Origin of the sequence: Hydrogenophaga sp. 2FB (assembly GCF_005503365.1) — a bacterium.
Taxonomy (GTDB): Bacteria; Pseudomonadota; Gammaproteobacteria; order Burkholderiales; family Burkholderiaceae_C; genus Hydrogenophaga.
The window spans coordinates 1-15266 of sequence record NZ_SCML01000061.1; the positions used below are offsets into that span (position 1 = coordinate 1).

The following is a 15266-nucleotide window of genomic DNA, read 5'->3' on the forward strand; positions in this document are numbered from 1 at the left end:
CCCATGCCCCGCGGCATGCCTCAGCCCTACCCGACACCATGATCAAGATCTTCATTGCCTTCGCCATCTTTGCCGCCGTCGCCCTGTTCGCCCTCATGAAGGGCGGTGACATCGACATGGGCGGCGAAAAACACGGCATGGACGCACCGCACACGGAACAGGCAGCGCCTGCCGCGCCCGCTGCGCCCGCGCCGGCCGAGCAGCCGAAGTAATTTTCCGCCCCATCCGGCAGTGGCCACGCGGGGCGACCCGCGTGGCCACATTTGTTTACAAGTTGCCATTTGCCTGCCCAAGGCGGAAACTCCAGAATTCGCGACGGATTTCACATCTGGAAACCAACACGGGAGGGGCGCCATGGTCACCAAGGCAACCGCCAGCGATTCCAAGAGGCCACAGGCCCACTCGCTGCACATTGGTCTCAACGAAGTCAGCGCGGCCCACTACGCGGGCTGGACAGGGCCCCTTGCGGCCTGCGAATTCGACGCACACGACATGGCCGCCCTGGCCAGGTCGCAGGGCATGAAGAGCACCCTGCTCATCACGAAAAAGGCCACGCGGGCCCAGGTGCTCTCGGCGATCCGCAAAGCGGCCAAGGCACTGGCCAAAGGCGACCTCTTCTTCCTGAGCTTCTCCGGCCACGGCGGCCAGGTGGACGACCTGAGCGGCGAGGAGCCGGACAAGCTCGATGAAACCTGGTGCCTGTTCGATGCCCAGTTGATCGACGACGAGCTGTATTACGAGCTCAGCCGCTTCAAGGCCGGCGTGCGCATCCTGGTGCTCTCCGACAGCTGCCACAGCGGCACCGTGGTGCGTGCCCCGCGGCCCCCACCCGGCACGCCCGAGCAGCGCCCGCGCATCATGCCGCGCGCGGTGGGCCTGCGCGTGTACGCCGAGCACAAGGCCTTCTACGACAAGCTGCAGAACGACGTGGCCAAGGCCGCGGGCGGCCGGGTGGAAGACCCGGACACCGCATTGGCCAACGTGACCGTCAGTGGCCGCCTCACCGCCATCGTGAAGAAATTCCAGCCCTCGGTGATCCTGATCTCGGGTTGCCAGGACAACCAGTTCTCCATGGACGGCAACCACAACGGTGCTTTCACCGAACAACTGCTCGCGGTGTGGAACAACGGCGGGTTCAAAGGCAGCTACGCCAGTTTCCATGCGCGCATCCGCGCCGGCCTGCCGCCCACGCAATCGCCCAACCTGTTCACGCTCGGGCCCTCGGCCGCGTTCCTGAAGCAAGCGCCTTTCTCCGCCTGAGTCTGGCGCCATTCCTTTCGCATCGCTCCACACAGGAGGTTTCATGCTTGGGATCCAGAACCACCGCCTCACCGGCCCCGATGTGAGCTTTCGCCAGACGCCCAACGCGGGCGGCGTATTGCGACCGCGCTTCGTGCTGCTGCACTACACGGCGGGCCGCAACCTCGAGAGCTCGGTCGAGTCGCTCTGCACGAAGAAGCCGCAGGGCAATGCCTCCGCGCACATCGTGCTCGGGCGCGACGGACGCATCGTGCAGCTTGCGCCCTTCAACGCGGTCACCTGGCACGCCGGCGTGAGCCAGTGGAACGGCATCGATGGCCTGAACCACCACGCCATCGGCATCGAGATGGACAACGCAGGCCTGCTGCAGCGCGACGGCGAGCGGTATGTGTCGTGGTTCGGCAAGCCCTATCCGGACGAAGAGGTGCGCCTCGCCGAACACCGCCACGGCGGCGGCGTGAAGCCCTGGCACCACTACACCGAGGCGCAGATCGCCCGCGCGCTCGAACTCTGCGAACTGCTCGTCGCGCACTATGGGCTGGAAGACGTGCTCGGCCATGAGGACGTGGCGCGTGGCCGCAAGATCGACCCGGGGCCGGCATTTCCCCTGGCCGCCGTGCGCAACCGCGCCATCGGCCGTGGTGCCGACGTGCCGCCGCGCCTGCTGGTCAACGCCGCCAGCCTGAACATCCGCAACGGTCCTGGCGCCGAGTTCCCCAAGGTCGCGCCCGCCCTCAAGCGCGGCGCCGAACTGGTGCTGCTGGAACCGCAAGACCGCTGGAGCCGCGTGGCCGTGGTCGGTGGCAACGACCTCGAAGGCTGGGTCTGCAACGACTTCGTGACCCGCATGCCGGCCACGCGCTCGGGGCCGGGGTCTGCCGTGCTCTCGCGCACCCAGCGATCGCTTGCACCGACCCGCGCCGAGCCAAGCAAGGCCACGGCCAGGACGCCCGCTCGAAAAACCCCGGCCAAGGCGCGAAGCAGAACCTGAGCCTGCCCACCGCCCGGCGAAGAAAGTGCCCGCATGAACACAGCATCCTCTGCCCCGGCCATCACCTTCGTTGTGCGCGGCCAACCCCAACCGCTGGCGGGCGCCACACGCGGCGCCGCCGCGGCCACCAGCACGACAGCGTTCGGCGGCCAGGGCACGGTCACGCAGCGCGTGCGCGTGGGCGCCACACGCGGCAGCAGCGACACCGTGCGCGTGAGCGCGCGCCCCGGGCTCGACGCGGTGGTCCTGCACATCAGCAATGGCCCCTCGCTCATGCTGCACCCCGAGACCGCGCGCGACCTGATGCTGGCGCAATCGGGCCTCACGCGCAGCGCGGCCGCCAGCCGCTCACGCGGGCACGGCGCGCCGAGCGAGGTGAACGTGCCGACGCAGCTCTCGTGGCAAGGGCTGGAGCAGGCGGGCGCCGCCACGCGCGGCCTCACGCGCGGGCGCATGGGCGAGGTGCTGCTCTCGGCCATCGAGGTGGTCACCGGTCTGCTCAAGGAGCCCGCGGCCAAGCTCACGGCCGCGAAGATCGGCGCGCGCGTGGACGGCCAGGTGGACCCCGGCGTGTATGCGCTCTCCGCCGACGCGTTCGCCGCGCCGCTCAAGGGCCGCCCCAAGCTCGACAGAATTCCCTCACCCGACAGCCCCGACGCACCCGTGCTGGTGCTGCTGCACGGCACCTTCTCCAACACCCAGGGCACCTTCGGCAAGCTCTGGCAGGAGCACCCGCACAAAGTGCGTGAGCTGTTCGCGCGCTATGGCAACCGCGTCTACGGTTTTGACCACCCCACCCTGCTCGCCAGCCCGATCGACAACGCCCTCATGCTCGCGCGTTCCCTGCCCAAAGGCGCGCGGGTGCACTTGCTCACGCACTCGCGCGGCGGGCTGGTGGCCGAGGTTCTGGCGCGTGTGTGCGCGCGACCCGAGCTGGACGAACGCTCGCTCGCCGCGTTCAAGGACCCGGCGCACCGCCAGCAGCTCAAGGCCCTGCGCGAACTCGCCGCCGAACTCAAGGGCCGCGACGTGCAGGTGGAGCGCGTGGTGCGCGTGGCCTGCCCCGCGCGCGGCACCTTGCTCGCGTCCAAACGGCTCGACGCGTATGTGTCGGTGCTCAAGTGGTCGCTGGAACTTGCCAGCATTCCGGTCGCGCCCTTGCTGGTCGACTTCATCGGCGAGGTGGCGAGCCAGCGCACCGATCCCGCGTTGTTGCCCGGCCTGGAAGCCATGACGCCTTTGAGCCCGCTGGTGCAGTGGCTGCACGCCAGCGAAGGTGAAGGCGGCGCGCCGCTGCCCGGCCAGTTGCGCGTGGTCGCCGGTGATATTCAAGGCGACTCGATCATGTCGTGGGTCAAGACGCTGCTGGCCGACGCCTTCTACTGGACCGACAACGACCTGGTGGTGCAAACGCGCTCGATGTACGGCGGCACGCCGCGCGCGCCCGCGGGCGGCCACGCGGCGGCCACCTTCCTGCTGGAGCGCGGCGGCAAGGTCACGCACTTCGCCTATTTCAGCAACCCGCGCACGGCCGAGGCCATTTGCGGCGCGCTGATCGAAGACGCGCCCGCCGGCTTTCGTCCGATCGGCCCGATGTCCTGGGCCGGCAGCACCAGCGACGGCCTGCGCGGCCGCGCCACGCGCGCGGGCAGCGAAGCCCCCGCGGCCGAGCGGCCCGCCGTCATCCTGCTGCCCGGCATTCTGGGCAGCCACCTGGCGGTGGACGGCAAGCGCATCTGGCTGAGCATGCGCATCCTCGGCGGTCTGGGCAAACTGGGCTACCGCGAAGGCGCCAGCAACGTGCACGCCGATGGCCCGATCGGCATGGTCTACGACGACCTCTCCGAGTTCCTCTCGGCCACGCACCAGGTGATCGAGTTTTCCTTCGACTGGCGCCGCCCGATCGAAGAAGAGGCCGTGCGCCTGGCCGGCGTGATCGACCAGGCCCTGAGCGCGCGCGCCACCACCGGCCAGCCGGTGCGCCTGATCGCGCACTCCATGGGTGGCGTGGTCGCGCGCACGGTGCAGCTGGAGCGCCCCGATGTGTGGCAGCGCTGGCTGGAGCGCCCGGGCTCGCGCCTCCTCATGCTGGGCACGCCCAACGGCGGTTCGTATGCGCCCATGCAGGTGCTCACGGGCGACGACACCATGGGCAATGCGCTCTCGTCGTTCGGCCTGCCGTTCCAGGACCACAAGGCGCGCGAGCTGATGGCCGCCATGCCCGGACTGATTCAGCTGCAGGCCGGGTTGATGGACGCGTCCCTGGGCCTGTCGCAAAGCGCGCGCTGGAAAGCCCTGGCCGACCAGGACATGAAAACCCTGGAGGAGACCAACTTCTGGCACGGCGTGGAAAGCCTGCGCGCCATCTACACCTGGGGCGTGCCCACGCAGGCCGTGCTCGACCGCGCGGTGGCCCTGCGCCAGCGCCTGGACCGCCAGCGCGACGAGGCCCTGGCCGGTTTTCGCGACCGTGTGCTCATGGTGGTGGGCAACGCCGCCAGCACACCCGCGGGCTTCGAGATCGATGCGCGCGAAGGCCTCGTGTACCTCAACCAGCCCGAGGGCGGCGACGGGCGCGTCACGCTCTCCAGCGCGCTGCTGCCCGGCGTGCGCGCCTGGAAGGTGGATGCCAAGCACGGTGACCTGCCCGATGTCGAGCACGCCTTCGAGGCCTACCTGGACCTGCTGCAACACGGCGACACGCAGCGCCTGCCGGTGGTGACGGCCACACCCGCCACGCGCGGCGCGGGCGCCGACGCGACCACGGCACTCGTGCGCAGCCGGCCATCGCGCCAGCGCAGCCAGGTCATCGAGCCACCGGCCGACGCGCACGAGGTGCTGGACGTCACCGACGAGGCGCCCACCACCACGGCGCCGCCCCACACCGCGCTGCGCATCAGCGTGCACAACGCCAACCTCAAGTTCGTGAGCCACACCATGCTGGTGGGGCACTATGTGTCCTCCACGCTCACCGGCACCGAGGGCGTGGTGGACCGGTTCATCGGCGGCGTCATGTCGGCCTCGCTGGCCGCGGGTCTGTACCCCGAGGCCACCGGCACGCACCAGATCTTCACCAACAACCGGCAAGACCCCGACAGCCCGCTCTCGCTGCCCCGCCCGCCGCACGTGGTGGTGGCCGGCCTGGGCGAAGAAGGCAAGCTGCGCAGCCTCACGTTGACCGCCACCGTGCGCCAGGCCACGCTGGCGTGGGCGCAGCGCGTGGCCGAAACGCCGGGCCAGGGCAACGCGCAGTTCGAGATGGCCGCGACCTTGATCGGCAGCGGCGGCAGCGGCATCACCGTCACCACCTCGGCCCAGGCCGTCGCCCAGGGCGTGCGCGAGGCCAATGAAAAGCTGCTCGCGGGGGGGTGGCCGCAGGTGAGCCACCTGCGCATCGTCGAGCTCTACCTCGACCGCGCGACCGAAGCCTGGAGCGCGCTGCGCCTGCTGACCCTGGCCGCGCCCGAGCACTTCGTGCTCACGCCCACGGTGGAGTCGGGCATCGGTGCGCTACGCCGCCCGCTCGACAGCGGCTACCGCGGCACGGCCTACGACTTCATCAGCGCCGTGACGCAGATCGACGAATCCGGCGAGCCCAGCATCGTCTACACGCTCGACACCCAACGCGCCCGCGCCGAGGTGCGCGCGCAGGCCACGCAGGCGCAACTGGTGGGTGAACTGGTGCGCCGCGCCTCGAACGACGCCAACCGCGACCCGCAGATCGGGCGCACGTTGTTCCAGCTGCTGGTGCCGGTGGAGATGGAAGCCAGCCTGGGTGGCACGAGCGAGTTGCTGCTGGAAGTGGACGACGGCACCGCAGCCATTCCCTGGGAATTGCTGGACGCACCGAACGACGGGCGCGGCGGCCCGCAAGCGCCCTGGGCCATTCGCAACAAGCTGCTGCGCCGCCTGCGCACCGTCGCCTTTCGCACCCAGGTGAGCGATGCGCGGCTGGAAGACTCGGTGCTGGTGATTGGCGAGCCACTCTGCGACGACACGCTGTACCCACCCCTGCCGTCGGCGCGCGCCGAGGCGGAGGCCGTGCGCGATGCGCTGAGCGCCGTGCTCGGCGGCGCGCGGGTGCACGCCCTGATCGCGCCCGAAGACGGCCTGGGCCCCGACGCGGCCGCCGTCACCACCGCCCTGCTCGCGCGGCGCTACCGCATCGTGCACATCGCTGGCCATGGCGAGCCCGAACTCGAACGCCAGGGCAAGCCGCCGCTGCTGCGCGGCGTGGTGCTCAGCGACGGCACCTTCCTTGGGCCCCGCGAGGTGCAGGCCATGCGCGTGGTGCCCGAGCTGGTGTTCCTCAACTGCTGCCACCTCGCGGCCGATCCGACCAAGCTGCTCAAGGAAGGCTACGACCGTGCGCGCTTCGCCGCGGGCGTGGCCAAGCAACTCATCCGCATCGGCGTGCGCTGCGTCGTGGCGGCGGGTTGGGCGGTGGAAGACGACGCGGCCAACCAGTTCGCCACCGCCTTCTACAAAGCCCTGCTCTCGGGCCAGCGCTTCATGGACGCGGTGCAGGCAGCGCGTGCCGCTGCCTACGCGGCCAGCCCCGGCGGCAACACCTGGGCGGCCTACCAGTGCTATGGCGACCCGGAATGGGTCTGGCAGCGCGACGAAGCCGAAGCCCGCCGCACGCCCACGCCGCTGGCGCAAACCTACGCCAGCATCGCCTCGCCGGTGGCGCTTGCGCTCGCGCTGGAAACGCTCGCCGTGCAAAGCGCCACGCAGGGCGCGGCGCCGGAAAGCCAACGCGAGAAGATCCGCTTTCTCGAAGCGCGCTTCGAGGCCGACTGGGGCGGCATGGGCGCGGTGGCCGAGGCCTTTGGCGTGGCGTGTACGGCCGCCAACGACATCGAACACGCGCTGCACTGGTTCCGCCGCGCCGTGTCGGCCAACGACGGCAGCGCGTCCGTGAAAGCCAGCGAGCAACTGGCCAACCTGATGGCGCGCCAGGCCTGGAAACGCATCGCCACCGCCCGACACGGCGGTGCGGACGCCGCGCGGCTCAAGCCCCTGCTCGCGCAGGGCCGCGACGACATCCAGATCGCCGTGCGAACGCTCGAAGCGCTGTTGGCCGTGGCACCCACCGTGGAACGCGAAAGCCTGCTCGGTTCGGCGTGGAAGCACCTGGCGCAGATCGAAGGCATCGCCGGCTCGCCCACCGCGCGCGCGCAAGCGGCCGCGCGCATGGCCGAGCACTATGGACGCGCCGAAGCGCTGGCGGTGCAGACCGGACGCAGCGACAGCTTCTACCCGGCCCTCAACCTCATCGCCGCCGAACTCGTGGCGCATGGCAACGACCCGCGTTGGCCCGGCCCTGACGCGCAACGCCTGCGCCGTGTGCGCGAGAGCCTGGAACACAGGCGCCGCGACGAACCGGACTTCTGGAGCGTGGCGGGCTTGCCCGAACTCGGCGTGTACGAAGCGCTGGCCACCCGCACGCTGCACACGCAGGCTCCCGACCTGCTCGCGGCCTTCGACGAGTTGTACCAACGCGCGGGCACCGCATGGATGTGGGCGTCGGTGGCGGACCAACTCGGCTTCGTGCTGGCGCAACACGAAGGCGGCAGCGGCGCCCACGCGCGCGCCGCCGCCGAGGTGTTGCAACGCCTGCGCCAATACGGTGGGCTCGGGCCTGCCGCCGGGACGTGAACCGCATCTTCATCAGCTACCGGTCGTCCGACGGCAAGAAGGACGCCGACCGCCTGTGCGCGGACCTCAGCCGCCTCTACGGCGAGGACCAGGTGTTCTTCGACAAGCAAGACCTGCGCGGTGGCACCTCCTGGCGCAGTGCCATCATGGCCGCGCTGGGCAGCAAGCCGGTGGTGCTGCTGCTCTTCACGCCCGACCTGCTCGGCATGCAGCACCCGGAGGGCGGGCGGCGCATCGACCACGAAGACGATCCGATCCGCGGCGAGATACTGACCGCACAGCAACATGGCGCGATCATCGTGCCGCTCTTCACCGAGGGCATGACGGTACCCACGAACGCCGAGTTGCCCGAGCCGCTGCGGTTTTTGAAAGAAGCGCACGCGCTGAAGCTGCGCACCGAAGACTGGAGCACCGACCTCGACAAACTCGTGGCCGACCTGCGCTCCCACGGCATCGCAACCGCCGTCGCCCCGAATGGCGGCACCACCACCCCACGCACGTTCGCGCAGCGGGTACAACGCGGGCTCATGTGGGTGGGCGGCACCTTCGTGGCGCTCATCGTGATCGGCCTGCTGCTGCCCGAAGATGACGAAGGCGGCACCCCCATCACACCCGTGAACCTTCAAGGACAGCCACTGCCCGCGCCTCAGCCCTCGGCGCAGGGCGGCCCGATCAACCCGCGCATGGCGGACGTCTCGGGCATCTGGTGGTTGATCGACGACGCCAACCGCCGCCTGCGCGTGCAGTTGACGGTGAGCGGCACCGCCGTGCAATTGCAGACCGACCCGTTCCCCGTGGGCTGGTACCCCAAATGGCAAGCCTACGCGCGGGGCGTGCTGGGCCAGGGCCTGGTGGTCACCGACGTGCGCTACGTCGGCAGCGGCGTGCTCTCCAACGTGATGGGCGTGCCGCGCATCGAGATGCCGGTGCAGGCCTATACCGGCGACGGGCGCGGGCCGCTGGACACCGGCGGCATCGTGCTCAACGCCAGCGCCAACGGCCAGGAACTCACCGGCATGCACTGGAGCAATGGCGATCAGGCCGAGCTGCCTGTTCGCCTGGTGCGCCGCCCCTGAGCGTCATCGTTCATGCCAACCCCATCCAGGAGCCCCTCATGACCCCACTCGTTCACGTCTGCACCCAGCGCGTGCTGCCCGCCGAACTCATGCGCTTTCAGTCCACCGAAACTCACCTGGGTCGCCCACGTGCCATAGCCGTGCTCGGCAAGCTCTGGATGAACGGCAGCACACTGCGCGTGCGCTTCATGGGCGGCACGCCGGAGCAACAGGCCAAGGTGCGCGAGCAGGCCGCGTGGTGGACAGCGCACGCCAACCTCACGTTCGATTTCAACGGTGCGTCCGACGCCGAGATCCGCGTCGCCTTCGACCCCACGAAAGGCGCGTGGTCTTACGTGGGCACGGACTGCCGCGGTATTCCGATGGACCAACCCACCATGAACCTGGGCTTCATGGACGGTGGCACGGTGGCGCACGAGTTCGGCCACGCCATCGGGCTCATGCACGAACACCAGAACCCGGCGGGCGGTATCGAATGGAACGAAGCCGCCGTGATCCACGACCTCTCGGGCCCGCCCAACAACTGGAGCGAGGCCACCATCCGCCACAACGTGCTCAACAAATACCGCGTCGACCAGATCAATGGCACGGCGTTCGACCCCGATTCCGTGATGCTCTATTTCTTTCCGAACACCTGGGTCAAGAGTGGCGTGGGCACGCACGCCAACCCCACGCTGTCGACCCACGACAAGGCCTTCATCGGCAGCGCGCGCGCGTACCCCAAGGCCGCACCCCCAGTGGTGAATGCGAAGGAGGTCAAGGTGGGCGCGACGCGGCGCACCTCTGCGTCCATCGGCCAGTTCGGTGAGGAAGACCTGTTCCAGTTCAGCGTGGCCGACGGTGGCGGCCACATCGTCGACACGCGGGGCTCGACGGACGTGGTGATGAAACTCTTCGGCCCCGACAGCCCCACCGCCGTGATCGCCGAAGACGACGACAGCGGCGTGGACACCAACGCGCTCATCCGCGCGGACCTGATTCCCGGCCGCTACTACGTGCAGGTGCGGCACTACAACCGCGCCAACGGTGTCGGCAAATACACCGTCAAAGTACGGCGGGCATGAAAAAGCGCCGCTGATTCAGCGGCGCTTTCTTTTGCTGCACACCCTCAGGCGGCGACCGCCTCTGCCGGCGCCGCCACCGGCTGGCGGATCAGGTAGTCGAAGGCGCTGAGCGCGGCGGTGGAGCCTGCGCCCGCGGCCACCACGATCTGCTTGTAAGGCACGGTCGTGCAGTCGCCTGCCGCGAACACGCCTTCCACGTTCGTGTGCCCCTTGGCATCGACCTCGATCTCGCCAAAGCGGCTGAGCGCCACCGTGCCCTTGAGGAACTCGGTGTTGGGCACCAGGCCGATCTGCACGAACACGCCTTCGAGTTCGACGTGGTGCACGTCGCCGCTCGCGCGGTCCTTGTAGGTCAGGCCGTTCACCTTGCCATCGGCGCCGGTGATCTCGGTGGTCTGCGCGTTCACGTGGATGTCGACGTTGGGCAGGCTCTTGAGCTTGCTCACCAGCACCGCGTCGGCCTTGAGGGCGTCGGCGAATTCGATCAGCGTCACGTGCTTCACGATGCCGGCCAGATCGATGGCGGCTTCCACACCCGAGTTGCCGCCACCGATCACCGACACGCGCTTGCCCTTGAACAGCGGACCGTCGCAGTGCGGGCAATAGGCCACACCCTTGTTGCGGTACTCGGCTTCGCCGGGCACGTTCACGTTGCGCCAGCGCGCACCGGTGGACAGGATCACGCTGCGCGCGCTCAGCGTGCCGCCGTTGGCCATCTGCACCCGCACCAGGCCGTTCGGCTCGCTTGCAGGAATCAGCTTCTCGGCGCGCTGAAGGTTCATGATCTCCACGTCGTAGTGGCGCACCTGCGCTTCGAGGGCCGCAGCGAATGCCGGACCATTGGTCTCGATCACGCTGGGGTAGTTCTCGATGCCCATGGTGTCGTTGACCTGACCACCGAAACGCTCGGCCGCCACGCCCACGCGAATGCCCTTGCGGGCCGCGTACACAGCGGCCGCGGCACCGGCGGGGCCACCGCCGACGATGAGCACGTCGAACGGGTCCTGGGCGTCGAGTTTCGCGGCATCGCGGGCATCGGCGTTCACGTCGAGCTTGCCGACGATCTCTTCCACCGTCATGCGGCCCGAGCCGAACACCTCGCCATTGAGGAACACGATCGGCACGGCCATGATCTCGCGCGCCGTCACTTCGTCCTGGAACGCACCGCCTTCGATGACGGTCGTCTTGACCTTCGGGTTCAGGATCGCCATCAGGCTCAAAGCCTGCACCACGTCCGGGCAGTTGTGGCAGGTCAGAGACATGTAGACCTCGAAGTTGAAGTCGCCGTCCAGCGCCTGGATCTGTTCGATCACGTCCTGCTCGACCTTGGGCGGGTGACCGCCGGTCCACAGCAGCGCCAGCACCAGCGAGGTGAACTCGTGGCCCAGCGGCAGGCCGGCGAAACGCAGCGCGGTGTCGCTGCCGGTGCGCTGCAGGCTGAAGGACGGCTTGCGGGCGTCCTGCCCATCGGTCTTCAGGGTGATCTTGTCGCTGCGCAGGCCCTGGATGGTCTGCAGCAGGTCCAGCATTTCCCGGGAGTTCTCAGAGTCGCTCAGGGAGGCGACGATCTCGAAGGGTTGTGTCACGCGCTCGAGATAAGCGCCGAGTTGAGCCTTGAGGGTGTCGTCCAACATGTTGAGTTTCCTTTTCTAAGCGACTTTGAGAACCGGCCTCCTCACGTGTCGAAAGGCGGCCAGAGGGCAACCCCGCAGGCCTTCTGGGCCCGCGGGTTCTGCAAATTTCAAACCGGTGAGGCGCGGCCCCATCTCGGATCGATGCGGTGGATCAGATCTTGCCGACCAGGTCCAGCGAAGGCGCAATGGTCTTGGCGCCTTCGTTCCACTTGGCGGGGCAGACCTGGCCTGGGTTGTTGGCCACGTACTGAGCGGCCTTGAGCTTGCGCAGGGTTTCCTTCACGTCACGGGCGATGGCGTTGTCGTGCACTTCGGCGGTCTTGATCACGCCGTCGGGGTTGACGATGAACGTGCCGCGCAGCGCCAGGCCTTCTTCTTCGATGTGCACGTCGAACGCGCGGGTCAGCTGGTGCGTCGGGTCACCCACCAGCGGGAACTTGGACTTGCCCACGGCGGGCGAGGTTTCGTGCCACACCTTGTGCGAGAAGTGGGTGTCGGTCGTCACGATGTACACCTCGGCACCAGCCTTCTGGAACTCGGCGTAGTTGTCGGCCGCGTCTTCCACTTCGGTCGGGCAGTTGAAGGTGAAGGCAGCGGGCATGAAGATCAGCACCGACCACTCCCCACGCAGGCTGGCGTCGGACACTGGCACGAACTTGCCGTTGTGGAAGGCGGTGGTGGCGAACGGTTTGACGGTGGTGTTGATCAGGGACATGGTTTTCCTTGGTTTGGGTTAAGAAACAGATGGCGCCTCGGGAGGAACTCCTGCAGCGCGATGAAAGAATCATAGCAAAAGACTAACGTGTTTCGTTATTGATAGTCTTTATTCGCCCCATAGGTTTTCTTTGCTGCCTTGCAGCAAATTCACGACGAACGGTCTTCCTGTTTATCACATCCGTATGGCGTGCGTGTCCGCGGGTGTTTTTGTCGTTGCCCTGTAGCTTTGCCAGATGTCTTACGGCGCTCCGGCACCGGCTATCACAAATAAATTATCAAATACTTAACAAGAATCGTTTTCATTTGTAATAATGCGGCGAGTTGCCAGCCAGCCCCCTGTATCCCGTCCTTTTGTGTGATGCGCGAAACCGAGTGGAAGCACGCCAGCCCTTCCATCAACGCATCCATGCATAAGGATTTTCAATGTCGCAAGCACGCACCTCGCCGGCAGCCCGGCGCGGCGACCCCTCGACCCCCCGTTTCCCGTTGCGCGCCACCGCCTTGGCCTGCGGCCTGTGTTTCATGAGCGCAGGCGCGGCCTTCGCTCAGCAGGCCGAAGTCTCCTTGTCTGAAGTCGTGGTGTCGGCCTCGGGGTTCGAGCAGAAGATCACCGACGCGCCCGCCTCCATCTCGGTCATCACGCAGGAAGACCTGGCGCGCAAGCCCTACCTGACGCTGCTGGATGCCGTGCGCGACGTCGAGGGCGTGGACATTGGCGAAACCCGCGACAAGACCGGCCAGGGCACCATCTCCATGCGCGGCATGGGCTCGGACTACACCCTCATCCTCGTGGACGGCAAGCGCCAGAACAACCACGGCGACATCTACCCGAACAACTTCAACGGCAACCAGTTCGGCCACGTGCCGCCGATGGACGCGATCGAGCGCATCGAGGTGATCCGCGGCCCGGCCTCCACGCTGTACGGCGCCGACGCCATGGGTGGCGTGATCAACATCATCACGAAGAAGGTGGCCAGCACCTGGAGCGGCTCGGTCACGCACGGCCGCACCTTCGAGAGCGAAGACGCGTACGGCAACGACCGCACCACCGACTTCTACCTCTCCGGCCCGCTGGTGCCGGGCAAGCTGGGCCTGACCTTGCGCGGCAGCCTCTACAACCGCGACGCCTCCAACCCGGGCTATGACACGGCGACGGACCCGGCCGGCAACGTGCGCTCGCGCTCCCTGGGGTTCGGTGGCGGCGGCAAGACCGTGGACAACGAGAACAAGTCGCTGGGTGCGCGCCTGTCCTGGACGCCGACCGACAAGCAGACGTTCTACCTGGACGTCGACAGCTCCCGGCAGACGTACGACAACCAGATCAAGATCAACGACCTGGGCCAGGAGGAATACCCCGTCGGCACGGTGGATTCGCTGGCGGCCATCTGGACGGCCAGCGGTGCGGGCGCCTCACGCCGCGCCAATCCGCGTGCCGGCTACGCGCCGCAGCAGGAGTTCACGCGCGATACGTTCTCGCTGACGCACGAAGGCAAATGGGGCATCGGCAACAGCACCATCTCGCTGTCGCACATCGCCACCAACAACAACGGCCGCACCCTCCCCTTCGGCGTGGAAGAGCGCAAGCACCTGCTGGCGATGATCGACGCCAATGCCTACACCGCGCCGGACGGCTCCGTCCGGAACTACGCCGGCATGACGCTGGCCGAACGCCAGGCCGCGGCCTCTTCCACCTTCCTGCCACGCCCCAAGCGCACGCTGGAAAGCCGCCAGTACACGCTGGACGGCAAGCTCGACATGCCGTTCGGTGACCACATGGTGGTGGTGGGCGCGCAAGTCGTGCGCGGCGAACTGGAAGACGGCGTCTTCGGCATGGAAAGCGGCACGCCCGGTGGCGTGCAGAAGCACAACATGGTGTCGCTGTTCGCGGAAGACAGCTGGAACATCATCCAGCCCCTGGTGGTAACGAGCGGCCTGCGCTACGACCACCACAACGTGTTCGGCAACCAGTTGAGCCCACGCCTGTACGGCGTCTACACGCTCAGCCCGAGCTGGACCATCAAGGGCGGCGCGGCCACGGGCTTCAAGACGCCCAAGACCACCCAGCTCTACAACGGCATCACCGGCTTTGGCGGTCAGGGCACCAGCCCGATGTATGGCAACCCGAACCTGAAGCCGGAAACCAGCCTGAGCAACGAGTTGGCCGCGTACTGGCAACACCCGCGTGGCCATAGCTTCAACGCCACCGTCTTCCACAACACCTTCGACGACAAGATCGCCAACCAGCCTTGCGGCGCGGGCACCGCCCAGGACTGCGCCACCGCGGGTGACTTCGCCGAGATCGGTTACGGCGCGGGCTCCAGCCGGGCCACCAACATCGACAAGGTGGTGATCCAGGGCCTCGAGCTGGCGGGCCGTTGGCAGATCGCACGCAACTTCGGCCTGCGCGGCAACTACACCTACACCGACAGCGAGCAAAAGAGCGGCGTCGAGAAGGGGCTGCCACTGGGCAACTCGGCCAAACACATGTTCAACGCCTCGTTCGACTGGCAAGCGACCGACAAACTGAGCTTTCTGCTCGGCGCGCAGGCGTTCATGGACCGCTTCAACCAGGTGCACCCCATCACCGGCGCGCGCGTGAACTACAAGAACTACCACGTGTTCAACCTGGGCGCCTCGTACCAGGCCAGCAAGAACGTGACATTCAACGCCCGCATCAACAACCTGTTCAACCGCGACTTCACCAGCTACAAGGCCGAGTTCCGCGACCTGAACGGCGATGGCGACTACGTGGACACCAACGTCGGCGGCACCGGGCGCAACGAAACCCTGTTCTTCGACGACTACAACAACAAGGACAAGGCCCGCAGCTTCTGGGTCAGCATGAACGTCCGCTTCTGATGCG

General features: G+C 67.6%; 10 protein-coding genes. 7 read left to right on the forward strand and 3 right to left on the reverse strand.

What is annotated here, in order from left to right; translation table 11 throughout:
• The 6 genes from FFS09_RS30750 to FFS09_RS25915 form a co-directional block, all read left to right on the forward strand.
• Positions 1-212 (forward strand): hypothetical protein (locus tag FFS09_RS30750; protein WP_212745163.1); only part of this gene is annotated, 212 nt, incomplete at its 5' end.
• A gap of 142 nt (positions 213-354) precedes the next feature.
• The gene (locus FFS09_RS25895) at positions 355-1260 is read left to right on the forward strand and encodes a caspase family protein (protein ID WP_137921826.1); all 906 of its coding nucleotides are present in this window, start codon (positions 355-357) and stop codon (positions 1258-1260) included.
• 43 nt (positions 1261-1303) lie between these two features.
• On the forward strand, positions 1304-2251 hold the full coding sequence (locus FFS09_RS25900; RefSeq protein WP_137921827.1) for an N-acetylmuramoyl-L-alanine amidase: 948 nt from the start codon (positions 1304-1306) through the stop codon (positions 2249-2251).
• Positions 2252-2284: 33 nt separating this feature from the next.
• Positions 2285-7912, forward strand: a complete 5628-nt coding sequence (locus FFS09_RS25905; protein ID WP_137921828.1) for a CHAT domain-containing protein — start codon at positions 2285-2287, stop codon at positions 7910-7912.
• Positions 7909-8988, forward strand: coding sequence for a toll/interleukin-1 receptor domain-containing protein (locus FFS09_RS25910; protein ID WP_171020196.1), 1080 nt, complete (start codon positions 7909-7911; stop codon positions 8986-8988). The genes FFS09_RS25905 and FFS09_RS25910 overlap by 4 nt, the downstream gene beginning before the upstream one ends.
• 38 nt (positions 8989-9026) lie before the next feature.
• Complete coding sequence (locus FFS09_RS25915) at positions 9027-10052, forward strand: M12 family metallopeptidase (RefSeq protein ID WP_137921830.1); 1026 nt, start codon at positions 9027-9029, stop codon at positions 10050-10052.
• A 44-nt stretch (positions 10053-10096) separates the two neighbouring features.
• Here the strand turns inward: FFS09_RS25915 and ahpF are convergent, their stop codons facing one another.
• From ahpF to FFS09_RS30755, 3 genes are all read right to left on the reverse strand, one after another.
• On the reverse strand, positions 10097-11686 hold the full coding sequence (gene ahpF, locus FFS09_RS25920; protein ID WP_137921831.1) for an alkyl hydroperoxide reductase subunit F: 1590 nt from the start codon (positions 11684-11686) through the stop codon (positions 10097-10099).
• A 151-nt stretch (positions 11687-11837) separates the two neighbouring features.
• On the reverse strand, positions 11838-12401 hold the full coding sequence (gene ahpC / locus FFS09_RS25925; protein WP_137921832.1) for an alkyl hydroperoxide reductase subunit C: 564 nt from the start codon (positions 12399-12401) through the stop codon (positions 11838-11840).
• Positions 12402-12664: 263 nt separating this feature from the next.
• A complete protein-coding gene (locus tag FFS09_RS30755; protein WP_171020197.1) occupies positions 12665-12811 on the reverse strand; it encodes a hypothetical protein in 147 nt (48 codons plus the stop codon).
• A gap of 15 nt (positions 12812-12826) precedes the next feature.
• Between FFS09_RS30755 and FFS09_RS25930 the strand changes: the two genes are divergently transcribed.
• Positions 12827-15262: a TonB-dependent receptor domain-containing protein gene (locus tag FFS09_RS25930; protein ID WP_212745161.1), complete on the forward strand. Its 2436-nt coding sequence runs from the start codon at positions 12827-12829 to the stop codon at positions 15260-15262.
• Positions 15263-15266 lie beyond the last annotated feature (4 nt).

Excerpts from the sequence above, each read along its gene's own strand:
- FFS09_RS25895 (WP_137921826.1), top strand. The coding sequence starts at position 355 with ATGGTCACCAAGGCAACCGCCAGCGATTCCAAGAGGCCACAGGCCCAC.
- FFS09_RS25900 (WP_137921827.1), top strand. The coding sequence starts at position 1,304 with ATGCTTGGGATCCAGAACCACCGCCTCACCGGCCCCGATGTGAGCTTT.
- FFS09_RS25905 (WP_137921828.1), top strand. The coding sequence starts at position 2,285 with ATGAACACAGCATCCTCTGCCCCGGCCATCACCTTCGTTGTGCGCGGC.
- FFS09_RS25915 (WP_137921830.1), top strand. The coding sequence starts at position 9,027 with ATGACCCCACTCGTTCACGTCTGCACCCAGCGCGTGCTGCCCGCCGAA.
- ahpF (WP_137921831.1), bottom strand. The coding sequence starts at position 11,686 with ATGTTGGACGACACCCTCAAGGCTCAACTCGGCGCTTATCTCGAGCGC.
- ahpC (WP_137921832.1), bottom strand. The coding sequence starts at position 12,401 with ATGTCCCTGATCAACACCACCGTCAAACCGTTCGCCACCACCGCCTTC.
- FFS09_RS30755 (WP_171020197.1), bottom strand. The coding sequence starts at position 12,811 with ATGGATGCGTTGATGGAAGGGCTGGCGTGCTTCCACTCGGTTTCGCGC.
- FFS09_RS25930 (WP_212745161.1), top strand. The coding sequence starts at position 12,827 with ATGTCGCAAGCACGCACCTCGCCGGCAGCCCGGCGCGGCGACCCCTCG.